The organism is Streptomyces sp. WMMC940 (assembly GCF_027460265.1).
Classification (GTDB): Bacteria; Actinomycetota; Actinomycetes; order Streptomycetales; family Streptomycetaceae; genus Streptomyces.
The window spans coordinates 888,164-908,878 of the sequence record NZ_JAPZBC010000001.1 but is presented as its reverse complement, the minus strand read 5'-3'; the positions used below and the strand labels follow the sequence as shown (position 1 = coordinate 908,878).

The following is a 20,715-nucleotide window of genomic DNA, read 5'->3' as shown; positions in this document are numbered from 1 at the left end:
CTCTCCCTCGCGGCGCGGCAGTGTCTCGCCGATCCCGGCAGATCGCACGGCGGCGTCCACTGCGTCTCCGCGTCCGCGCACGTCCCGGACGGCTACCGGGCGCTGCCACGGAAGGGGTGCTGCTCCCGGAACGGGCGGTGGCCCGGTGGCCGCCCCGGGTGCGGGGGATCGGGAGCGGGCGCACACTCGGTGGGGTCGGTCGCACGGTCACGAGGGACGAGGCACGACGACGGGTCCCGACGCCGCGGCCCGGGAAGGCCGCGGGACGTTCCGCGGCGGGTCCGCCGGTCCCCTACGAAGGAGCGACGCCCATGCTCACCACCCGCTATCTCACCGGCTCCCCGAACTGGCTCGACCTCGGCAGCCCTGACCTCGGGGGCGCGGCGTCGTTCTACTGCGACCTGTTCGGCTGGACGTTCCGTTCCCCGGGTCCCGAGGCCGGCGGCTACGGCCTGTTCGAACTCGACGGGAGGACCACGGCGGGCGTCATGACCGTGCCGCCGGAGCGGGGCGCGCCCGGCTGGACCCTCTACTTCCAGTCGCCGAGCGCCGACGACACCGCCGAACGGGTGGCGGACGGCGGCGGCACCGTCACCCGCGAACCGGCGGACGTGTGGGACCTCGGCCGCACGGCCCACTTCACCGACCCGGCGGGAGTGGGCTTCGCCACCTGGCAGCCGGGCACCAACGAGGGGCTCGGCGTCGTGAACGAGACCGGCTCGCTGTGCTGGGCCGAGCTCTGCACCCCGGACCCGGGCTCGGCCCTGGCGTTCTACCGTTCCGTCTTCGGCTGGGACGAGTTCGCCGTGCCCGTCCCCGGTGGCGACACATACCTCACCGTGAACCCGGCCGGCGCGGGGGAGGACGCGATGTTCGCCGGCCTCGTCCCGCTGGAGACCGACCCGGTGGAGGCGGCGGACGGACCGTACTGGCTGCCGTACTTCGAGGTCACCGACACCGACGCGACAGCGGCGAAGGCGGAGGACCTCGGAGGTACGGTCCGCACCCCGCCGATCGACCTCGAGGACGTCGGCCGCATCGCGAAAGTCGCGGATCCGTACGGAGCCCGCTTCGCGGTGATCGAGACCGCGGTGAAGAGCGCGGGCGCGGCGAACGCCGCGTGAACGCGCCGTCCACGGACCGGGCGGCGTGCCCATCCGCCCGGCATGCTCACCTCCGTCACACCCCCCACGGGGCCGGGGCCGGCCGAAGCGAGGACGTTGAGCGTTCATTGACATGCCGTTTATCACCACGGGGCAGCCTGTCTTCCATGCCCATGAACAGCACTCCTCCCGCCCCCGAACAGGCCTTCCCCTGGCAGGAGACCGCCCTCTGCGCCCAGGTCGGCCCCGAGTTCTTCTTTCCGGCCCCCGGCTCGTCCACCCGCGAGGCGAAGCAGCTGTGCGGCGCCTGCGAGGGCCGTGTGGCGTGCCTGGAGTACGCACTCGCCAACGACGAGCGCTTCGGCGTCTGGGGCGGCCTCTCGGAGAAGGAGCGAGGCAGGCTGCGGCGCTCCGGGATCCGGCGCCACGGGTAGCGGCCGCGGCGGCCGGGTCCTGCGCGGCGGGCGAGGCCGTCCGCAACGCCGGGGCCGTGCGCGGCGGACCCTGACGGACCGCCTTCGCGGCTCGGCCCACGGCGTCGGCGGGGCCCGGTGGCCTCCCGGGTGAGCGAAAACCAGGATGCCGACGCCGACCGGCGCTGGCTACGATCACCTGCGCATGGAGCAGATGTACGCGACGACGCCGAGCACGACCCCGGCCGCGTCGGACGGCATGGTCACGGACGAGGAACTGGCCTCTCTCGGCCGCCTGGTGGAACGGCTGCGCGGCCTTCCGCTGGAGGATCCGGTGCGGATGCGCGGCGAGGAGATCGCCGCCTCCTTCGCCCGGGAGAGCCGCAACAAGCGCCGCAAGGCCCGCCGGAAGGCACGTTCCGATGCCGATGCCCTGCTCACCGCCGCCACCGCGACCGGTGCCCCCGACCGGCGGGAGGATGCCGCGCTGGAGTCGCGCCACGGCACGGTGGGCACGTACCTGAAGCCTCGTCACTGCTATGTCTGCAAGTCGCCGTACCGACAGGCCGACGCCTTCTACCACCGGCTCTGCCCCGCCTGCGCGAGCGACAACGCCGGGCGGCGGTCGCTGCGCACCGACCTGTCCGGCCGGCGGGTCCTGCTCACCGGCGGCCGGGTGAAGATCGGCTTCCAACTGGCTCTGATGATGCTGCGGGACGGCGCGCAGGTGCTGGTCACCAGTCGCTTCCCGCACGACGCCGTACGCCGCTTCCACGCCGTGCCGGGCAGCGGGGAGTGGATCGACCGGCTCACCGTCGTCGCGATCGACCTGCGCGACCCGCGCCAGGTCCTCGGACTGTGCGACCGGCTGCGGGCCGACGGCGAGCCGCTCGACATACTCGTCAACAACGCCGCACAGACGATACGCCGGCCGCCGGAGTCGTACGCGCTGCTCGCGTCCGGTGAGGGCGGGGAGCGTCCGGCGGGAGTGCTGACCGCTCCCGGGTACGCGCCGGAGGTCGTCACCGCCGGCCGGTCCGCCTCGCTCGACCTCGTGCTCGCCGGCGCAGACGAGGCCGGGCTGCTGCCCGACCTCTCGGCCGCCAACTCCTGGTCCGCGCGCATCGGCGAGCTCGACCCGGCCGAACTCCTCGAGGTGCAGCTCGTCAACGCCGTCGCCCCGGCGCTGCTGTGCGACCGGCTGCTGCCGCTGCTGCTCGCCTCGCCGCGTCCGCGCCGCTACGTCGTCAACGTGTCCGCCGTGGAGGGGCGGTTCGCCGTGCGCAACAAGACCGGCGGCCACCCCCACACCAACATGGCGAAGGCGGCTCTCAACATGCTGACCCGTACGAGTGCGCACGAACTCGCCGCGCAGGGCGTGCACATGTGCAGCGTGGACACGGGATGGATCACCGACGAGAACCCGGCCCCGCGGAAGGCGCGGATCGCCGCTGCCGGTACCCGCACACCGCTCGACATCGTGGACGGCGCGGCCCGCGTGTACGACCCGATCGTGCGGGGCGAGGCGGGCGCGCCGGTGTCCGGGGTCTTCCTCAAGGACTACCGGGTGGCCGACTGGTGACGTCGGGCGCGACCGGGATGCGGAACGGCTCCCCGTACATCCGCCACTCCAGCGGTGCGGCCAGCCCCATGTTCCCGTTGCGCAGGAACACCCGCTGCGCCGTGTCGATGCGCGAGGTGTCGCGCGCACCGGGACCGGTCCGGGCCCGCGTGGCCGATCGGCTCTCGTCGAGGAAGGCGTTCAGGTACCTCTTCTCCGCGCCGCCCTCCGCGGCCGTCCTGGCCTTCTTCATGGCCGCCTGGCGGATTCCGTAGAAGCCGTCGGGCTCGAGGCCCGGGCCGTGCAGCAGCATCGCGTCGTAGTAGATGAACTGGCCGAGCGTGCCGAGGCCGTCCATCTTGGCGAGCCGGACGGCGGGGTCGAAGTAGATCCGGTCGCGGGCGGCGTCCTGCGCGGCGCGGAAGGCCGGCTTCCCGGCCTCCGCGGCCCAGGCGTCGGCGAAGCCGGGGTCCAGCCCCTCGTGCGAGTCGGTGCCGTCGACCTCCCTGAGGGCGGGGAGGTAGGGGGCCAGTCCGTTGTCAGGGTGTTCGGCGGTGTACGCCTCGACCAGCTGCAGCATGTCGTTGGTGCCGGAGCAGAAACCGATGATGCCGGCGGTGTAGCCGTTGCCGTCGCCGAGGTCCTCGATGGCGTCGTACTGGCCGCGCCAGTTCAGGGTGGAGTGCTCGGCGGTGGACACCAGCCTCGCGGCGATCTCCTTCTTGGCGGGAGCCGCGAGCCCCGCGGGCATCTTCGCGATCCTGGCCTCCAGCGCCCGCCGCTCGGCCGCCGTGCCCGACTTGAGCGGGTTCTGTGCGGGGGCCGTCGTCTTCTGCGCCTCCCGCGGCCGGTCGGCGAGCGGGATCTCGTCCTCGCTGCCGACGCCGAGGATCATGGATACGGCGACGGCCACGGGGGCGGCCATGAGGATGATTCGGGTCGCGGGCTTCACGTCGCACAGATTACGGGGCGCCCCTCGTCCGCCCGACGCCCGTCCCCGCTGAACGCGACGCCCGTCCCTGCTGAACGCGGCGGCGGGACTCCTGAACGCGGCGGCGGAATCCCACGGCCACCCCTCGGCCCGTGCGGGCGGGCCCGTGCGACGCGAACGCCCCCGTCGCGGGACGCGGCGGGGGCGGACGGAGATAGGTCGCGGGCGCCGGCGCCCCGCCCGGGGCGCGCGGCGCCGCCCGGCTCAGCCCTTCGCGCGGACCGCCAGCCGGGCCTTGCGGGCCGCGAGCTTCTCGTCGAACTTGGCGGCCTCGGTGTCCAGCCCGCCCATGTACAGTCCCAGTTCCTCCTGCGCCTTCACGCCCTCGGGGCCGAGTCCGTCGATGTCCAGCACCTTCAGGAAGCGCAGCACCGGCTGCAGCACGTCGTCGTGGTGGATCCGCAGGTTGTAGATCTCACCGATCGCCATCTGCGCCGCCGCGCGCTCGAATCCCGGTATCCCGTGCCCGGGCATGCGGAAGTTCACCACGACGTCCCGCACGGCCTGCATGGTCAGGTCCGGTGCGATCTCGAAGGCCGCGCCGAGCAGGTTGCGGTAGAAGACCATGTGCAGGTTCTCGTCGGTGGCGATGCGCGCCAGCATCCGGTCGCAGACGGGGTCGCCCGACTGGTGGCCCGTGTTGCGGTGCGAGATGCGGGTGGCGAGTTCCTGGAAGGCCACGTACGCGACCGAGTGCAGCATGGAGTGGCGGTTGTCGGACTCGAAGCCCTCCGACATGTGCGCCATGCGGAACTGCTCCAGCTTGTCCGGGTCGACGGCGCGCGAGGTCAGCAGGTAGTCGCGCATCACGATGCCGTGCCGGCCCTCCTCCGCGGTCCAGCGGTGCACCCAGGTGCCCCACGCGCCGTCGCGGCCGAAGAGCGTCGCGATCTCATGGTGGTAGCTGGGCAGGTTGTCCTCGGTCAGCAGGTTGACGACCAGGGCGGTCTTCCCGATGTCCGTGACCTTGGACTGGCCGGGCTCCCAGGCCTCGCCGTCGTCGAAGACGCCGGGGAAGTTCCGGCCGTCCGACCACGGCACGTACTCGTGGGGCATCCAGTCCTTGGCGACCTTCAGGTGGCGGTTGAGCTCCTTCTCCACAACCTCCTCCAGCGCGTACAGCAGCCGGGCGTCGGTCCACACTTCCGAACTGCCGAGGTGGGGAGAGGTGATCGTCACGGGGGCTCCTGGGGGCGGGTGGGGGAGGGACGTCATCGAGCGGAACGCACGACACCGACGGCAAGGCACTGGCCGGATCTCGGCATGCGTCTTACCTACGGCCTCGTAGGTTACGAAACCGTAGGTTAAAGGCGCAGTAAGCCATCGGCCAAGCGCGCGGCCGTGATGTCCCCTTGCGCACCGTTATGTATGCAGGTCCCGGAGCCGTACGGAGAGACACGTCACGCAGCCCTCGAGCTTCTCGAACTCGCTGATGTCCACCGGAACCGGCTCATATCCGAGGTCGGCGAACAGTTCCGCCGTCTTGGGGGCGCTCGCCGCCATCAGCAGTTTTGCGCCACCGAGCAGCACCACATGGGCCCCCGCCTCCTCGGGTACGGGCAGGAACCTCGGGAACAGCGACGGCTGCTCGACCAGCGGCTCGTAGCCGATCACGGTCCCGTCGGGCAGGGCGGTCACCGCCGACTTCAGATGCAGCACGCGCGACACGGGCACGGCGACGACGCGGGCCCCCAGCGGCTCGAAGGCCGCGCGGAGCTGCTGCACCCCGGCCGCGTTGGTCCTGCCGCCGCGCCCCACGTAGACGGTGTCGCCGATCTTGAGCACATCGCCCCCGTCGAGCGTGCCCGGTTCCCACACCCAGTTCACCGAGCAGCCGAGCCTCGCCACCGCCTCCTCCACCCCGGCCGTCTCCGGGCGGCGGGTCTCGGCCCCGGAGCGGGCGATGAGGGCGACGTTGCGGAACATCACCACGGTGTCCTCGATGAAGACCCCGTCCGGGCAGTCGTCGGCGGGCTCGGCCTCGACCGTCTCCCAGCCGTGTGTACGCAGGGCCTCGCCGTACGCCTTCCACTGGGAGAGCGCCGCCCGGGGGTCGACGGTACGGCGCTCGACGTGGGTGACCAGGCCGTCCGCCACGCGGGGGCTCGGGCGTCGGATCAGTGCTCTTCTGCTCGGCACGGGCTCTCCAGGGACCGAATCGGGGGGCGGCAGGGCCATCATGAGCCCCACCTGCCCGATTCCGTCCCCTCCCACACGGCGTGCCCGGCCCGCGCGGCGTGTCCGGCCCGCGCGGCGTGTCCGGCCCGCGCGGCGTGTCCGGCCCGCGCGGCGTGTCCGGCCCGCGCGGCGTGTCCGGCCCGCGCGGCGTGTCCGGCCACGGTCGCGTACCGGGCCGGTGCCGCGCCTTGGCGGCCGGCGTCCGGCCGCCCCGTCGCCATGGCCGGTCCCGACCGCCGGCAGGCGCCGCGGGACGCACGGGGCCGCAGCCCCCACCGGCAGGCGGAACGGCGCGGCCCGGGAGCGGACCTCCGCGGCCCGCTCCGGCCGCCCCGGGGCCCTCTCGCCGGGGCCGCACCCCGCGTTCTCCCGAGCGCCGCCCCCGACGTCACCCGCTCACCAGGTCATGCCTTCGCCTTCATGTCCCCATCAACTCCTCCCGTACCACCTCGGCGGTCGTGGGCCGCAGCTCCCCGTCGAGCAGGAGCCAGCGGGTGATCCCCAGCGACTCCAGGAAGGTCACGTCGTGGCTCGCCACGATGAGCGCGCCCTCGTACGCCTCCAGGGCCTCGGTGAGTCCGCGGACGCTCGCCATGTCGAGGTTGTTGGTCGGCTCGTCCAGCATCAGCAGCTGCGGGGCGGGCTCCGCGAGCAGCAGCGCCGCCAGCGCGGCCCGGAACCGCTCGCCGCCGGAGAGCGTTCCGGCCGGGCGATCGGCCCGTGCCCCCCGGAACAGGAAGCGGGCGAGCCGTGCCCGGATCGCGTTGTCCGTCGCCTGGGGCGCGAACCGGGCGACGTTCTGCACGACGCTCAGCCCCTCGTCGAGCACGTCCAGCCGCTGGGGCAGGAAGCGCAGCGGCACCTGCGCCGTCACCTCGCCCGCGACCGGCCGCAACTCCCCGGCGATCGTGCGGAGCAGGGTGGTCTTGCCGGCCCCGTTGCGCCCGACGAGCGCGATCCGCTCCGGTCCGCGCAGATCGAACTCGCCCTCGACACGGGCCCCGTAGCGGAGCTCCACCTCGGACAGCCGCAGGACGCCGCGGCCCGGAGGGACCTTGGTGTACGGCAGTTCGACGCGGATCTCGTCATCGTCCCGCACCGCGTCCACGGCCTCGGCCAGTCGCTCCCTCGCCTCGGTCAGCCGCTCCGTGTGCATGGCGCGGTGCTTGCCCGCCGAGACCTGCGCCGCACGTTTGCGCGCGCCCATCACGATCTTCGGCTCGCGCTTCTGCTCGAACATCTTCTGCCCGTAGCGTCTGCGGCGGGTCAGTTTGACCTGGGCCTCGGCCAGTTCGCGTTTCTGCCGCCGCACATCGGCCTCCGCGACGCGGACCATGCGCTCGGCGGCCTCCTGCTCGACGGCCAGCGTCGCCTCGTAGGCCGAGTACGCCCCGCCGTACCAGGTCACCTCGCCGTCCCGGAGGTCGGCGATCTGGTCGACCCGCTCCAACAGTTCGCGGTCGTGGCTGACCACGATCATCACTCCGGACCAGGCCTCGACGGCCTCGTACAGCCGGCCCCGGGCGACCACGTCGAGGTTGTTGGTCGGTTCGTCGAGCAGGAGCACGTCGGGGCGGGCCAGCAACAGGGCCGCGAGCCTGAGCAGCACGCACTCGCCGCCCGACATCTCGCCGACGGTCCGGTCGAGGCCGACGTGCCCGAGCCCCAGCTGGTCGAGCGTGGCACGGGCCCGCTCCTCCACGTCCCAGTCGTCGCCGACCGCCGTGAAGTTCTCCTCCCGTACGTCGCCCGCCTCGATCGCGTGCAGTGCGGTGCGGGTGGCGGCGATCCCGAGGCCCTCGTCCACCCGCAGCCCCGTGTCGAGCACGACGTTCTGCGGGAGATGGCCGACCCGGCCCGCGATCCGCACCCGGCCCTCGCCGGGCGTGAGCTCTCCGGCGATCAGCCGCAGCAGTGTGGACTTGCCGGAGCCGTTGAGGCCGATCAGCCCCGTTCTGCCGGGACCGACGGCCAGCTGGAAGTCCTCCAGCACGGGAGTGCCGTCCGGCCAGGAGAAGGACAGTGAGGAGCAGTTCACATAGGTGGGGGAGGTGGACATACGGGTCTCCCTGTTGCGTGAGAGGAAAGGGGGGCAACGGGTGAGACACCGGTCGGACGGCACAAAGGCCCTGGTCCGGGACGGGACGGCTCGTACGCCGAGGTCGCACACGGGCACGCGGGCGGAAAGCGCGCGTGACACGGTGTCTCAGGACCTCAGACGAGCAACGTCCTTCTCCGATCGACGACAACAGGGCCGAGTGCGAAGTTACGCCGGGCGGGTGCGGCGGGCAAGCGATTTACGATCGGGGCGGCCGTGCTCCCCCGGCCGCCCTCAACGGGCGTCGCGCATCAGCTCGGCCAGGTCCGCGTCGAGGTCCAGGTGGAGGTGCTCCCGGCCGGCGGGGACGAGCCCCTGAGCCCGCTTGAGGAAGCGGCGCAGTTCGGACGTGCGGATGTGCATCATCGCGGTGCCCTCGGGGGCGTGGAACTCCAGGACGGTCCGGTCGTAGCCGTACGGTCGCACACGCACGTCGCCCAGCCCGGCGGGCTCGTCCATGCCGTGCACGAGCAGGTCGCGGGAGAACGCCCAGGACACGTCGGTGCCCTCCAGAGTGGCCGGGGCGGGGAACGACATGCTCACGGCGAAGGGGTCGCGGGGGTCGTAGCGCAGGGTCGCCGGCACGGATTCCATACGTGGCGCGGAGGCGACCAGACGGACCTGCACGGCCTGCTCGATGACGCTGGACAAGGCCCGCTCCCTCACTTCACTGCTGCCGGATGGCACTTTTCTGCCACAGGGGAAGACGAGTGAACGGCGGAATCCGTGCATCGGTGGGGAGCGTGAGTTGCGTCACCGCACGCGCAAGCGCGCACGGCCCGCGGATTCCCGCGGGCCGTGCGGCACCGGATGCCAGGACGCTCCGTGCGGATCCCCGATGGTGACCGGCCGCGGGCGCGCGGCGGCGGGAACCCGCTCAGGCGGCGGCTCCGAACCACCGGTTCAGCGGGCCGAGCAGACCCTGCTGGTCCTCCCCGGCCCACGCCACATGGCCGTCCGGCCGCAGCAGCACCGCGGGCGCGTCCGGTTCCCCGCCCGAGTCGACGACGTGGTCGACCCGGTCCGTCCAACCCGCCACCGAAAGCCGGCCGGTCCGGTCGAGCAGCAGCCCCCGCCCGCCGTGCATCAGCTCGTAGAGCCGCCCCTGCTCCAGCTCCACGTCCGGCAGTCGCCGGCCGAGCAGTCCATGGCCCTCGCCGAAGTCGTAGCGGACCCCGACCGCGGTGATCATCTCGGTCACGTACCGGTTCACCTCCTCGAACTCCATCAGTCTCGAGAACAGCCCCCTGAGCGCGGTCGCACCGACATCGGTGCCCAGCAGTGCGATCTGCGCGCGGGTGTTGTCCAGGACGGCGGCGCCCACCGGGTGCCGCTCGGCGTGGTAGCTGTCCAACAACCCTTCCGGCGCCCAGCCGTTGACCTCGGCGGCCAGCTTCCAGCCGAGGTTGAACGCGTCCTGCAGGCCGAGGTTGAGCCCCTGCCCGCCCGTCGGCGGATGGATGTGTGCCGCGTCGCCGGCCAGCAGCACCCTGCCGACCCGGTAGCGCTCGGCCTGACGGGTGGCGTCACCGAACCGCGACAGCCAGCGCGGCGAGTGGGCGCCGAAGTCGGTGCCCGCGAACACCCGCAGCTGCTTCCTGAACTCCTCGAGGGTGGGCCCGGCCGTACGGTCCTCCGCCACGCCGTCGGCCGGCACGATGACGCGGTACACGCCTTCGTTCCCGTCCACGTCGGGAATGGCTCCGAACCGCAGGTGGGTCTTGCGTACTTCCTCGACGGCGGCGGCCACCACCTCCCGGTCCTCGGTCAACTCCATGTCGCCCAGCAGCGTCTCGACCGTGGCGGGCTCCCCGGGGAACCCGACGCCGAGCAGCTTGCGCACCACGCTCCGGCCGCCGTCGCAGCCGACGAGGTAGCGCGAGCGCAGCCGTGTACCGTCGGCCGACTCCACGGTCACCCCGTCCGCGTCCTGTCCCAGCCCGACCAGTTCGCAGCCGCGCCGGATCTCGGCACCGAGTTCGAGGGCCCGCTCGGTCAGCAGACGCTCGGTGACCGTCTGCGGGGTGGCGAGGCCGTAGGGGTGCGCGGTGACCAGCCGGTCCGGCCACGGCGCGGCCACGCCGGCGAAGGGGCCGCCGACCGTGAACCGCTCGCTGACGGCGAGGAACCGGTCCAGCAGACCGCGTTGGTCCATCACCTCGACGCTGCGCACGTGCAGCCCGCGTCCGCGGGACGCCCGGGTCGGCTCGGCCAGCTTGTCGAGGACGAGCGTTCGCACCCCGGCCAGCCGCAGTTCGCAGGCCAGCATCAGCCCGGTAGGTCCGGCACCGGCAATGATGACGTCCATCGCAAAAGCCTCGTTTCCCCAGGTTCCGGCATCGGCCGACGATTCTGCGGCACGACCCGGGCCTTGCCGCAAGCCCCGGTGTGCGCTATACGTTGAGAGTGGCAAGGAGCCGGTGACCTCCTTGCCCTTTCTTGTTCTCCGCCTCCGCGGCTTCTCCCTGCCACCTCCCGCAGACGGACGGCCTCCTCGCGAGGAAGCGGCCGAGCGGCCTGTCCTCCGGGCCGTTCCCCCGGGCGTGCGGCGCCGTCACACACGAGATCTGCCCATCGAGTCGGCCAGAAGGCGGTCGGGGACCCCTCTTGGGGCCCGGGACGGTGAACTCGGCACGGACGCCGGACGGAAGGCGCTCTGGACCGGGTGCCGGGCGTCGGCTACGTTCGCGCGCCATGAGACCCAAGGGGAAGTCGAGACGAACGGTGTCCGCGGGGCTGAGCGGGGTGGCGCTGGCCGCCCTGCTGGGCGCGGCCCTGTCGGTGCCCGCGCAGGCGGACGCACGGCACGCGGAGGGCCGGGCACCGCACTGGGAGCTCAAGCGGACCGGGACGGACGTCCGGTTCCGCGGACTCGCCGCGGTCAGCCGCACCACGGCCTGGCTCGCGGGTTCGAAGGGCACCGTGCTCCGCACCACGGACGGCGGCCGGAGCTGGCGGAACGTCTCACCGCCCGGGGCGGACGAGCTGGAGTTCCGCGACGTCGAGGCCTTCGACGCCCGCAGGGCCGTCGTACTGGCCATCGGCGAGGGCGAGGCTTCGCGCGTGCTGCGGACCGAGGACGGGGGAGCGACCTGGGAGGAGTCGTTCCGCAACGCCGATCCGAAGGCGTTCTACGACTGCATCACCTTCTTCGACCCCCGGCACGGGCTCGCGATGAGCGACCCCGTCGACGGCAGGTTCCGCATCCTCTCCACCCGCGACGGCGGCAGGTCGTGGAAGGTGCTGCCGAGCGCCGGGATGCCGGACGCCCGGCCGGGCGAGGCGGGCTTCGCGGCGAGCGGCCAGTGCCTGGTGAGCTCCGGATCCAGGGACGTCTGGCTCGCGACCGGCGGCGGCGCCACCGCGCGCGTGCTGCACTCCGCGGACCGCGGGCTGCACTGGACCGCGGCCGAGTCCACGATCCCCGCCGCAGACCCCGCTCGAGGCGTCTTCGCGCTCGCCTTCCGGGACCGCGCGCACGGTCTCGCGGTCGGCGGCGACTACCGCACCGGCGAGGCGTCCCCCCGGTCGGGCGCCGTGACCCGGGACGGCGGCCGCACCTGGCGGCAGTCCGAGACCCCACCGCCCGCCTACCGCTCGGGAGTGGCCTGGCTGCCGCACAGCCGCACGGCCGCCCTGGCCGTCGGACCCACGGGCACCGACCTCACCACCGACGCCGGCCGCACCTGGCGCACCGTGGACACCGGCTCGTACGACACCGTCGACTGCACACCGGACTTCGGCTGCTGGGCGGCGGGGGAGAAAGGACGCGCGGCCCGGCTGGAGTGGTGAGCGCGCATCAGTCGCCCGCCCTGCCGCGCCGACGCAACGCGGGCCGGTACCGGGGAGCCACCCGGTACCGGCCCGTCCGCCGTCACGCGGAGGGCCGCTCCCGGTAGGGCTCCAGCGCGGGCGCCGTCCTCGTCGCGATGAACTCCGTGATCCGGTACTCGCACACCCCCGCGGTGGTGTAGGGGTCCGACGCCGCGATCCGCTCGGCCCGCCCGCGGTCGACGCCCGACGCGAGCAGCACCCCGCCGTCGCGCGGGTTCTTGCGGCCGGAGGCGATCAGGACGCCTTCCTCGTACAGGCCGTCCAGCCAGGCCGCATGGGCGTCCTGGTGCTCCTCTACGCGCTCGAGGGGTGCCGTGTAGGTCAATTCCAGTACGAACATGATCGGCAGGTTAGCCGCACGTCTAGGCTGGGAGGCACCATGACCCTCATCCGGACACCCACCGACGAGGCCGAGGCCCGAGCCGTGCAGGACGAGCTCAGGACCCGCGTCGTCCTGGACGAACCCGGGCCGCCGCCGGGCACCGGCCTCGTCACCGGGGTCGACGTGGCCTATGACGACGAGCACGACGTGGTCGTCGCGGCCGCCGTCGTCCTCGACGCCGCCACGCTCGGCGTCGTCGAGGAGAGCACCGCGGCCGGCCGGGTCGCCTTCCCCTACGTCCCCGGGCTGCTCGCCTTCCGTGAGATCCCGGCGGTGCTCGCCGCGCTGGAATCGCTGAAGCACGGTCCCGGGCTGGTCGTCTGCGACGGCTACGGCCTCGCCCACCCCCGCCGCTTCGGACTGGCCAGCCATCTCGGCGTGCTGACCGGCCTGCCGGTGATCGGCGTCGCCAAGAACCCGTTCACGTTCACGTACGCCCCGCCGGGCGCGCGGCGCGGAGACGCCTCGCCACTGGTGGCGGACGACGGCGAGGTGGTGGGGCGGGCGCTGCGCACGCAGAGCGGGGTCAAACCGGTCTTCGTCTCGGTCGGCCACCGCGTCTCGCTCGACAACGCCTGCGCCCATACGCTCGCGCTCTCCCCGGACTTCCGCCTCCCCGAGTCCACCCGCCGCGCCGACGCCCTGTGCCGCGGGGCGCTGCGCGAGGCGACGGCCGGCTGACGGGTACTGGCTGGCCGACTCGCCTTCAGTGACTGGCCTTCCTCTTCGTCATCGTCGTGATGTCACTCGTTCGGATCGCGCTGCTCAAGGCGTATCTGAGCTTCCGTTCAGCCTCGGCCGCTGGAACTTGGCGTTTCCGGTCTCGGCCCCGGCCGTTGCCGCCGCCTCAGCCGCGTGCGAATTCGAGGAGGTCGGCGTTGAACTGCCCGGCGAACTCGGGGACCATGGACAGGCCGTGGGGAGCGCCCGGATAGATCTTGTAGACCGCGCCCTTGACCAACTGCGAGGACTTGTCCCCGGCAGCCACGATCGGCACGATCTGGTCGTCGTCGCCGTGCACGATCAGGGTCGGGACGTCGATCTTCTTGAGGTCCTCGGTGAGGTCGGTCTCGGAGAACGCCTTGATGCAGTCGTACGCGCCCTTGATGCCGACCGTCATCGACCACAGCCAGAACTCGTCGCGAGTGCCGTGGCTGACGGTCGATCCGTCGCGGTTGGCCCCGTAGAAGGGCGCGCTGAGGTCCTTGTAGTACTGGGAGCGGTCCGTGAGGACGCCTTCCCGGATCCCGTCGAAGACCTCGATCGGCAGGCCCTCGGGGTTCGCTTCCGTCTTGAGCATCAGTGGGGGTATCGCGCCGAGGAGCACGGCCTTGGCTACGCGGCCGGTGCCGTGCCGTCCCATGTACCGCGTGACTTCGCCGCCGCCCGTCGAGTGCCCCACCAGGACGACGTCCCTGAGGTCGAGGGCCTCGATGACCGCTGCCAGGTCGTCGGCGTACGTGTCGAGTTCGTTGCCGTCCCAGGGCTGGCCGGAGCGCCCGCCGCCGCGCCGGTCGTGGGCGACGCCGCGGAACCCGTTGTCCACCATGAGCTTCAGCTGGGGGTCCCAGGCGTCGGCGATCAGCGGCCAGCCGTGGGAGAAGACGACGGGCTGCCCCGATCCCCAGTCCTTGAAGTAGATCTCTGTGCCGTCCTTGGCGGTGGCGAAGGGCATGGTGCGTTCCTTTCGAAGCTCGTCACTCGTCCCGAACCGCGGGATCGAGTGGAGTTCCGGACGTCCGGCCGGACACGTGTCACACCGCGGGACCGGAAGCGGACGCACGGGGAAGGCGACGGAGAGGTCAGCAGCGGAGGGCGACCGGGAAGAACACGTCGTTCCACAACGCTACCCGAGAGGCCGCCGATCAGCGCGCCGGCCGAAACGCGTACGAAGCCGTGCTCAGCGCGCCGGCCGAAACGCGTACGAAGCCGTGCTCAGCGCGCGTCCGCGACCCGGAAGACGATGCCCGCGGCCCGCAGCCGTGCCAGCAGGGCGTCGCCCATCGCGACGGCCGTGGTGACCTGACCCGCGGTGGCGGGGAGTTCGTCCAGGGCCAGGCTGAGCGCCGACTCTGCGAGCATCTTCGCCGTCTCGCCGTAGCCGGGGTCCCCGCCCGAGACCTCCGTGAAGACCCGGCGGCCGCCGCCCTCGCCGACGAAACGGACCTGGAACCAGCTGCGCTCGCGCCGTTCGGCGCTGGGTCCGCGGCCGGGCTCGTAACGGTGCATCAGCCACTCGCGGACGGGCCCGACCTGGGCGAGCGCGGCGAGGGCGCCGAGCGCGACGGGGCCGCCGAGGGCCATCGGGAGCGTCCTGACCGAGGCGTAGTGCCGGTACCGGAAGTCGGGACCGTACCGCCTCAGGCCCGCGGCGGAGCGCGCCACGATCCTGGGGTCGAGCGTCGGCAGCGGGAGCGCCCAGGCCCCGGTCTCCCTGCTGAAGCGGGGCGCCCCGAGCGGAGCCGTGGCGCGGCGGCCCATGAGCCGCGGCTCGTGGAGCCTGCGCTCCCGGGCCGCGCGCGAGGCCTGTCGCTGCCGGCCCATCGCCGTGAGCGCGGAGGCGAGCGTCCCGCCGGAGAAGATCCCGCCGGCGCGGACGAAGCCGTCGACGCGCAGCGGCACGTCCTGCGGCAGCTGCTGAACCGTGAAGTGGACGCCCAGATCGTGCGGCACCGAGTCGAAGCCGCAGGCGTGCACCAGCCGGGCACCCGTCTCACGGGCCCGGGCGTCGTGCCGAATGTAGACGGAGTCGACGAACTCCGGCTCGCCGGTGAGGTCGGCGTAGTCCGTCCCGGCGTCCGCGCAGGCGGCCACCAGCGGCTCGCCGTACCAGACGTACGGGCCGACCGTCGTCGCCACTACGCGCGTGGACTCGGCGAGCGCGCGCAGCGAGTCCGGGTCGTCGGCGTCCGCGACGACGAGGGGCAGTCCGGCGCAGGCCGGGTTGATCGCGGTGAGCCGCTCCCGCAGCTGCTCCAGCCGCGCCTCGCTGCGACCGGCCGCGGCCCAGCGGCAGCCCTCGGGCGCGTGTGCGGCCAGGTACTCCGCGGTGAGGGTGCCGACGAATCCGGTCGCGCCGAAGAGCACGATGTCGTACGGCCGCTCCGGCCCGCTCTGCCTGTTCACTGGCCCTCCACCCCGCTGTGGGTCCTGTCCCGCGCCGTTCGTCGCCGGCTGAGGCTAGCGTGGGACGGGACGACGCGCTCCACCGGGAGGACGGGATGGCGGCACCGCCGAGAACTGCCCTGGCGAAATGGGAGAAGGTGCGGTCCTTTGCCCTGGGGCTGCCGGGGGCGGGGGAGGAGTTCCCCTGGGGGGACACGGTCGTCAAGGTGAACAAGAAGATCTTCGTCTCCATGGGCGTCGCCGACGGCAGCCATCCCCTCGGAGTCGGGGTGAAGCTGGAGAAGGAGGCGTTGCGCGCGCACGCGCTCTCCTGTCCCGGCGCCGAGCCGTCGGGGTACGGCCTCGGGAAGGCGGGCTGGGTGCGGATCCCGCTGGCCGGGAAGGGCGCGCCGTCGGCGGAGGTGCTGTGCGACTGGGTCGAGGAGAGCTACCGCAGCATCGCCACGAAGAGGCTGGTCGCCGAGCTCGACGCGCGCTGACGCAGGTGGCACGGGCGTCGCCCCGCCGGCACGGGGCGTCGCCGGTGAACGGGGCCCACCGCCCGCGCCACCTCACGTGAGGTCCGGGAACCCGCCCCCCGGACCCGATCCGTGGCCGCTGCCCGGCCACGGATCGGTCCCTGCGGCCCGGCGGGTGCCCTGTCAGCGGTAGTCGTCCGGGTGGTCCTGCATCCAGGTGTTGATCCGGTCGCGGGTCCCCACCAGCTCGCCCTGGTGGGCCTTGAGGTTCGCGTACGAGTGGTCGTCGCCGATCGCCGTGCGGAGACCGGCGATCCATGCGATCGGCTCCGGGAAGTGGCCGGGGCCCTTGGGGTCGGCCTTCATGGCCCCGTCGAGCCGTTCCAGTTCGTCGTGGACGCGGCCGAGGAAGTAGGCGCACTGCCCCTCCGTCGTGCAGCCGTCGTCGAGCGTGGCCTGAAGACCGGCGAAGGCGTCTCGGACCTTCTCGGGCGGCGGTGTGGCCCCGGCCGACGGGGCTGTGGCGTTCTCGGGTGCCGCCGTCACGGAGGGCTGCCGTGTTGCCTGCTCGGTGGCCGCGGCCGCCCCGGCACCGGCCGTGGGGTTCTCCCCGGTCTCCGGCACACCGTCGGCGGAGGAGCACGCGACCAGGAGTGCCGCCGGAAGTGCGACGAGCGCTGCGGCGCGGACGGGGCGGGGTATACGCATGGAGTCTCCGTTTCCTGGATCCGACGACGGACCCTATCGCCGACGGAGGACAACCAAGCGCTTGCTCGCCTCAGGGGCTTGTGCGGAGTGGAACGCGTTCTTAACATCACTGATGTTACATCAGTTGTGTCATAGTGCTGGGGGCTTCATGGCAGCGACAGGGAACGGCCCGCCGGGCGGTCCGCTGGCCGGTGTGCGCGTGGTCGAACTGGCCGGCATCGGGCCCGGCCCGTTCGCCGCCATGCTGCTCGCCGACCTGGGCGCCGATGTCGTGCGCGTCGACCGGCCCGGCGGCTCGGGGCTCGCGATCGACCCCGCCCACGACCTCACCAACCGGAACAAGAGGTCCGTACTCATCGACCTCAAGGCCGACGGAGGCGCCGAGCGGGTCCTCGACCTCGTGGAGCGCGCGGACGTGCTCATCGAGGGCTACCGCCCCGGGGTGGCCGAGCGGCTCGGGGTCGGGCCCGAGGAGTGCCACGCCCGCAACCCCGAGCTGGTCTACGGCCGGATGACCGGCTGGGGCCAGGAGGGACCGCTCGCCCAGCGCGCCGGCCACGACATCGCCTACATCGCGATCACCGGCACCCTCGGCATGATCGGGAAGGCGGACGAGGCGCCGGCGGTCCCCGCGAACCTCGTCGGCGACTACGCGGGCGGCTCGCTGTACCTCGTCATCGGCGTCCTGGCCGCACTGCGGCACGCCCGCACCCCCGGCGGCACCGGCCAGGTCGTGGACGCGGCGATCGTCGACGGTGCCGCGCACCTCGCCACGATGATCCACGGGATGATGGCCGCGGGCGGCTGGCAGGACCGCCGGGGCGCGAACCTCCTCGACGGCGGCTGCCCCTTCTACGGGAACTACGAGACCGCCGACGGCCGGTACATGGCGGTCGGTGCGCTCGAGCAGCAGTTCTACGACGAGTTCATCGGACTGCTGGGCATCGAGGGCGAGGCGCCCGCCCGCAAGGACTTCGCCCGCTGGGGGGAACTGCGCGCCGCCGTCGCCGAGCGCTTCCGCACGAGGACGCGGGACGAGTGGACCGCGGTCTTCGAGGGCTCGGACGCCTGCGTGGCGCCGGTGCTCTCGCTGCGCGAGGCTCCCGGACACCCGCACCTGGTGGCGCGCGGCACCTTCACGGACGACGGCGGGATCATCCAGCCGGCCCCGGCCCCCCGTTTCTCCGTCACTCCGGGCGCCGTCCGCCGCCCGCCCGCGCAGCCCGGCGCCGACACCGAGGAGATCGCCCGTGACTGGGGCGTTCCCGGCATCCTGGGCGCCGACGTGACCCGACCCGACCCGACCGCAGCCGGCTCTAAGGGGCTTCAGGCATGAAACGACAGATCTTCGACGCCGAGCACGACGCGTTCCGCGAGACCGTGCGCACCTTCATCGGCAAGGAGGTGCTGCCCCACTACGACCAGTGGGAGAAGGACGGCATCGTCTCGCGCGACGCCTGGCTGGCGGCCGGCCGGCAGGGTCTGCTGGGACTGGCCGTGCCCGAGGAGTACGGCGGCGGAGGGAACACCGACTTCCGCTACAGCGCCGTCCTGGCCGAGGAGTTCACCCGGGCCGGCGCCCCGGGCCTCGCGATAGGGCTGCACAACGACATCATCGGCCCGTACCTCACCTCCCTCGCGACCGAGGAGCAGAAGCGGCGCTGGCTGCCCGGATTCTGCAGCGGCGAGATCATCACGGCCATCGCGATGACCGAGCCGGGTGCGGGCTCCGACCTCCAGGGCATCCGCACCGCCGCCGAGGACCGCGGCGACCACTGGCTGCTCAACGGGTCCAAGACGTTCATCTCCAACGGCATCCTCGCCGACCTGGTGGTCGTCGTCGCCAGGACCACGCCCGAGGGGGGTGCCAAGGGGCTGTCGCTGCTGGTCGTCGAGCGGGGTACGGAGGGCTTCGAACGCGGCCGCAACCTCGACAAGATCGGCCAGAAGGCGCAGGACACGGCGGAGCTGTTCTTCAACGACGTGCGGGTCCCGAAGGAGAACCTCCTCGGGCAGCTCAACGGCGCTTTCGCCCACCTGATGACCAACCTGGCCCAGGAGCGGCTGAACATCGCGGTCGCCGGCATCGCGGCGGCCGAGTACCTGCTGGAGATCACGACGCGGTACGTGAAGGAGCGCGAGGCGTTCGGCCGTCCGCTGGCGAAGCTCCAGCACATCCGCTTCGAGATAGCCGAGATGGCCACCGAGTGCGCCGTCACCCGGGCGTTCCTCGACCGCTGCATCGCCGACCACTCCGACGGGCAGCTCGACGCGGTGCACGCGTCGATGGCCAAATGGTGGGCGACGGAGCTGCAGAAGCGGGTCGCCGACCGCTGTCTGCAGCTGCACGGCGGCTACGGCTACATGACCGAGTACCGGGTCGCCAGGGCCTTCACGGACGGCCGGATCCAGACGATCTACGGTGGCACCACCGAGATCATGAAGGAGATCGTCGGCCGCGCACTGCTCTCCTGACCGGCCGCTCTCCCGACCGGCCGCCCTTTCGGCCGGAGCCGCGGAACGGCACCCGCCCGGCGCACGCCCTCCGACCCCGAACCTCCCGCTGCCTCACCCCTCACCCCCACCCGTGATGCGAAAGGCTCTGTTGTGAGTACCGAAGCGTATGTGTACGACGCGATCCGCACCCCGCGCGGCCGCGGCAAGGCCAACGGCGCCCTGCACGGCACCAAGCCGATCGACCTCGTCGTCGGCCTGATCCACGAGATCCGCTCCCGCTTCCCGGGGCTCGACCCCGCCGCGATCGACGACGTCGTGCTCGGTGTCGTGGGCCCGGTCGGCGACCAGGGCTCGGACATCGCCAGGATCTCCGCCATCGCTGCCGGACTGCCCGACACCGTCGCCGGTGTCCAGGAGAACCGCTTCTGCGCCTCGGGTCTGGAGGCCGTCAACATGGCGGCGATGAAGGTCCGCTCGGGTTGGGAGGACCTGGTGCTCGCGGGCGGCGTCGAGTCGATGTCACGTGTCCCGATGGCCTCCGACGGCGGTGCCTGGTTCGCCGACCCGATGACCAACTTCGACACCCACTTCGTGCCGCAGGGCATCGGCGCCGATCTGATCGCCACCATCGAGGGCTTCTCCCGGCGCGACGTGGACGAGTACGCGGCCCTGTCCCAGGAGCGTGCGGCAGCGGCCTGGAAGGACGGCCGCTTCGACCGCTCCGTCGTCCCGGTGAAGGACCGCAACGGCCTCGTCGTCCTCGACCACGACGAGCACATGCGTCCCGGCACCACCGCGGACTCCCTGGCCGCACTCAAGCCCTCGTTCGCGGGAATCGGGGACATGGGCGGCTTCGACGCCGTCGCGCTCCAGACGTACCACTGGGTGGAGGAGATCGACCACGTCCACCACGCGGGCAACTCCTCCGGCATCGTCGACGGGGCCTCGCTGGTGGCCGTCGGCTCCAGGGAGGTCGGCGAGCGTTACGGCCTCCGGCCCCGTGCCCGGATCGTCTCCGCCGCGGTCTCCGGGTCCGAGCCCACCATCATGCTCACCGGCCCCGCGCCCGCCACCCGCAAGGCACTCGTCAAGGCCGGGCTGACGATCGACGACATCGACCTCGTCGAGATCAACGAGGCCTTCGCCGCCGTCGTCCTGCGTTTCGTGAAGGACATGGGGCTCTCCCTCGACAAGGTCAACGTCAACGGCGGAGCCATCGCGCTGGGCCACCCGCTCGGCGCCACCGGCGCGATGATCCTCGGCAGCCTCATCGACGAACTGGAGCGCCAGGACAAGCGGTACGGCCTCGCCACCCTCTGCGTCGGCGGCGGCATGGGCATCGCCACGATCGTCGAACGCATCTGACCCCTCGTCCCTCCCGCCCCTTCCCCCGTACGGAGAAGCAG

Annotated in this window: 19 protein-coding genes; 9 read left to right on the top strand and 10 right to left on the bottom strand. The window is 72.5% G+C overall.

Going from position 1 to position 20,715, the window contains the following annotated elements:
* Positions 1 to 311: 311 nt before the first annotated feature.
* From O7595_RS04120 to O7595_RS04110, 3 genes are all read left to right on the top strand, one after another.
* Positions 312 to 1,124 carry a VOC family protein gene (locus O7595_RS04120; protein ID WP_269727354.1) on the top strand — a complete coding sequence of 271 codons (813 nt, stop codon included), beginning with the start codon at positions 312 to 314 and terminating at the stop codon, positions 1,122 to 1,124.
* Positions 1,125 to 1,270: 146 nt separating this feature from the next.
* The gene (locus O7595_RS04115) at positions 1,271 to 1,537 is read left to right on the top strand and encodes a WhiB family transcriptional regulator (RefSeq protein ID WP_269727353.1); all 267 of its coding nucleotides are present in this window, start codon (positions 1,271 to 1,273) and stop codon (positions 1,535 to 1,537) included.
* 193 nt (positions 1,538 to 1,730) lie between these two features.
* Positions 1,731 to 3,098: an SDR family NAD(P)-dependent oxidoreductase gene (locus O7595_RS04110; protein ID WP_443071815.1), complete on the top strand. Its 1,368-nt coding sequence runs from the start codon at positions 1,731 to 1,733 to the stop codon at positions 3,096 to 3,098.
* Here the strand turns inward: O7595_RS04110 and O7595_RS04105 are convergent.
* The 6 genes from O7595_RS04105 to rox form a co-directional block, all read right to left on the bottom strand.
* Entirely contained in the window at positions 3,070 to 3,972 is a 903-nt protein-coding gene (locus O7595_RS04105; protein ID WP_269732358.1) for a chitosanase, read from the bottom strand. The two genes, O7595_RS04110 and O7595_RS04105, sit on opposite strands and share 29 nt — an antisense overlap.
* 300 nt (positions 3,973 to 4,272) lie before the next feature.
* Positions 4,273 to 5,247: an acyl-ACP desaturase gene (locus tag O7595_RS04100; protein ID WP_269727351.1), complete on the bottom strand. Its 975-nt coding sequence runs from the start codon at positions 5,245 to 5,247 to the stop codon at positions 4,273 to 4,275.
* A gap of 183 nt (positions 5,248 to 5,430) precedes the next feature.
* Complete coding sequence (gene ddaH, locus O7595_RS04095; protein WP_269727350.1) at positions 5,431 to 6,207, bottom strand: dimethylargininase; 777 nt, start codon at positions 6,205 to 6,207, stop codon at positions 5,431 to 5,433.
* 457 nt (positions 6,208 to 6,664) lie between these two features.
* On the bottom strand, positions 6,665 to 8,305 hold the full coding sequence (locus O7595_RS04090) for an ABC-F family ATP-binding cassette domain-containing protein (RefSeq protein WP_269727349.1): 1,641 nt from the start codon (positions 8,303 to 8,305) through the stop codon (positions 6,665 to 6,667).
* A gap of 273 nt (positions 8,306 to 8,578) precedes the next feature.
* Entirely contained in the window at positions 8,579 to 8,995 is a 417-nt protein-coding gene (locus O7595_RS04085) for an SsgA family sporulation/cell division regulator (RefSeq protein ID WP_269727348.1), read from the bottom strand.
* Positions 8,996 to 9,221: 226 nt separating this feature from the next.
* Positions 9,222 to 10,652: a rifampin monooxygenase gene (gene rox, locus O7595_RS04080; RefSeq protein ID WP_269727347.1), complete on the bottom strand. Its 1,431-nt coding sequence runs from the start codon at positions 10,650 to 10,652 to the stop codon at positions 9,222 to 9,224.
* Between the two features lie 386 nt (positions 10,653 to 11,038).
* On the opposite strand from rox, the gene O7595_RS04075 reads away from it, so the two are divergent.
* Positions 11,039 to 12,136 (top strand): WD40/YVTN/BNR-like repeat-containing protein, encoded by a 1,098-nt coding sequence (locus tag O7595_RS04075; protein WP_269727346.1) that lies wholly within the window; start codon positions 11,039 to 11,041, stop codon positions 12,134 to 12,136.
* 82 nt (positions 12,137 to 12,218) lie between these two features.
* Here O7595_RS04075 and O7595_RS04070 read toward each other — a convergent pair whose 3' ends face one another.
* Entirely contained in the window at positions 12,219 to 12,518 is a 300-nt protein-coding gene (locus tag O7595_RS04070) for a YciI family protein (RefSeq protein ID WP_269727345.1), read from the bottom strand.
* Between the two features lie 39 nt (positions 12,519 to 12,557).
* Here O7595_RS04070 and O7595_RS04065 point away from each other — a divergent pair, with 39 nt between their 5' ends.
* Complete coding sequence (locus O7595_RS04065; protein WP_269727344.1) at positions 12,558 to 13,241, top strand: endonuclease V; 684 nt, start codon at positions 12,558 to 12,560, stop codon at positions 13,239 to 13,241.
* Between the two features lie 166 nt (positions 13,242 to 13,407).
* Here O7595_RS04065 and O7595_RS04060 read toward each other — a convergent pair whose 3' ends face one another.
* Together O7595_RS04060 and O7595_RS04055 are read right to left on the bottom strand one after the other, a co-directional pair.
* Positions 13,408 to 14,235, bottom strand: a complete 828-nt coding sequence (locus tag O7595_RS04060) for an alpha/beta fold hydrolase (RefSeq protein WP_269727343.1) — start codon at positions 14,233 to 14,235, stop codon at positions 13,408 to 13,410.
* 260 nt (positions 14,236 to 14,495) lie between these two features.
* Positions 14,496 to 15,686 (bottom strand): saccharopine dehydrogenase family protein, encoded by a 1,191-nt coding sequence (locus O7595_RS04055; RefSeq protein ID WP_269727342.1) that lies wholly within the window; start codon positions 15,684 to 15,686, stop codon positions 14,496 to 14,498.
* Between the two features lie 95 nt (positions 15,687 to 15,781).
* Between O7595_RS04055 and O7595_RS04050 the strand changes: the two genes are divergently transcribed.
* Positions 15,782 to 16,165 carry an MmcQ/YjbR family DNA-binding protein gene (locus O7595_RS04050; RefSeq protein ID WP_269732357.1) on the top strand — a complete coding sequence of 128 codons (384 nt, stop codon included), beginning with the start codon at positions 15,782 to 15,784 and terminating at the stop codon, positions 16,163 to 16,165.
* 162 nt (positions 16,166 to 16,327) lie between these two features.
* Here the strand turns inward: O7595_RS04050 and O7595_RS04045 are convergent, their stop codons facing one another.
* Positions 16,328 to 16,852, bottom strand: coding sequence for a hypothetical protein (locus tag O7595_RS04045; protein ID WP_269727341.1), 525 nt, complete (start codon positions 16,850 to 16,852; stop codon positions 16,328 to 16,330).
* A 148-nt stretch (positions 16,853 to 17,000) separates the two neighbouring features.
* Between O7595_RS04045 and O7595_RS04040 the strand changes: the two genes are divergently transcribed.
* From O7595_RS04040 to O7595_RS04030, 3 genes are all read left to right on the top strand, one after another.
* Positions 17,001 to 18,188, top strand: coding sequence for a CaiB/BaiF CoA transferase family protein (locus O7595_RS04040; protein ID WP_269727340.1), 1,188 nt, complete (start codon positions 17,001 to 17,003; stop codon positions 18,186 to 18,188).
* Positions 18,185 to 19,327 (top strand): acyl-CoA dehydrogenase family protein, encoded by a 1,143-nt coding sequence (locus O7595_RS04035; RefSeq protein WP_269727339.1) that lies wholly within the window; start codon positions 18,185 to 18,187, stop codon positions 19,325 to 19,327. The genes O7595_RS04040 and O7595_RS04035 overlap by 4 nt, the downstream gene beginning before the upstream one ends.
* Before the next feature lie 132 nt (positions 19,328 to 19,459).
* Positions 19,460 to 20,674 (top strand): acetyl-CoA C-acetyltransferase, encoded by a 1,215-nt coding sequence (locus O7595_RS04030; RefSeq protein WP_269727338.1) that lies wholly within the window; start codon positions 19,460 to 19,462, stop codon positions 20,672 to 20,674.
* The last annotated feature ends 41 nt before the right edge of the window (positions 20,675 to 20,715 follow it).

Excerpts from the sequence above, each read along its gene's own strand:
- O7595_RS04040 (WP_269727340.1), top strand. The coding sequence starts at position 17,001 with ATGGCAGCGACAGGGAACGGCCCGCCGGGCGGTCCGCTGGCCGGTGTG.
- O7595_RS04050 (WP_269732357.1), top strand. The coding sequence starts at position 15,782 with ATGGCGGCACCGCCGAGAACTGCCCTGGCGAAATGGGAGAAGGTGCGG.
- O7595_RS04105 (WP_269732358.1), bottom strand. The coding sequence starts at position 3,972 with ATGATCCTCGGCGTCGGCAGCGAGGACGAGATCCCGCTCGCCGACCGG.
- O7595_RS04065 (WP_269727344.1), top strand. The coding sequence starts at position 12,558 with ATGACCCTCATCCGGACACCCACCGACGAGGCCGAGGCCCGAGCCGTG.
- O7595_RS04090 (WP_269727349.1), bottom strand. The coding sequence starts at position 8,305 with ATGTCCACCTCCCCCACCTATGTGAACTGCTCCTCACTGTCCTTCTCC.
- O7595_RS04075 (WP_269727346.1), top strand. The coding sequence starts at position 11,039 with ATGAGACCCAAGGGGAAGTCGAGACGAACGGTGTCCGCGGGGCTGAGC.
- O7595_RS04035 (WP_269727339.1), top strand. The coding sequence starts at position 18,185 with ATGAAACGACAGATCTTCGACGCCGAGCACGACGCGTTCCGCGAGACC.
- O7595_RS04115 (WP_269727353.1), top strand. The coding sequence starts at position 1,271 with ATGCCCATGAACAGCACTCCTCCCGCCCCCGAACAGGCCTTCCCCTGG.
- O7595_RS04110 (WP_443071815.1), top strand. The coding sequence starts at position 1,731 with ATGTACGCGACGACGCCGAGCACGACCCCGGCCGCGTCGGACGGCATG.
- rox (WP_269727347.1), bottom strand. The coding sequence starts at position 10,652 with ATGGACGTCATCATTGCCGGTGCCGGACCTACCGGGCTGATGCTGGCC.
- O7595_RS04045 (WP_269727341.1), bottom strand. The coding sequence starts at position 16,852 with ATGCGTATACCCCGCCCCGTCCGCGCCGCAGCGCTCGTCGCACTTCCG.
- O7595_RS04070 (WP_269727345.1), bottom strand. The coding sequence starts at position 12,518 with ATGTTCGTACTGGAATTGACCTACACGGCACCCCTCGAGCGCGTAGAG.
- O7595_RS04060 (WP_269727343.1), bottom strand. The coding sequence starts at position 14,235 with ATGCCCTTCGCCACCGCCAAGGACGGCACAGAGATCTACTTCAAGGAC.
- O7595_RS04120 (WP_269727354.1), top strand. The coding sequence starts at position 312 with ATGCTCACCACCCGCTATCTCACCGGCTCCCCGAACTGGCTCGACCTC.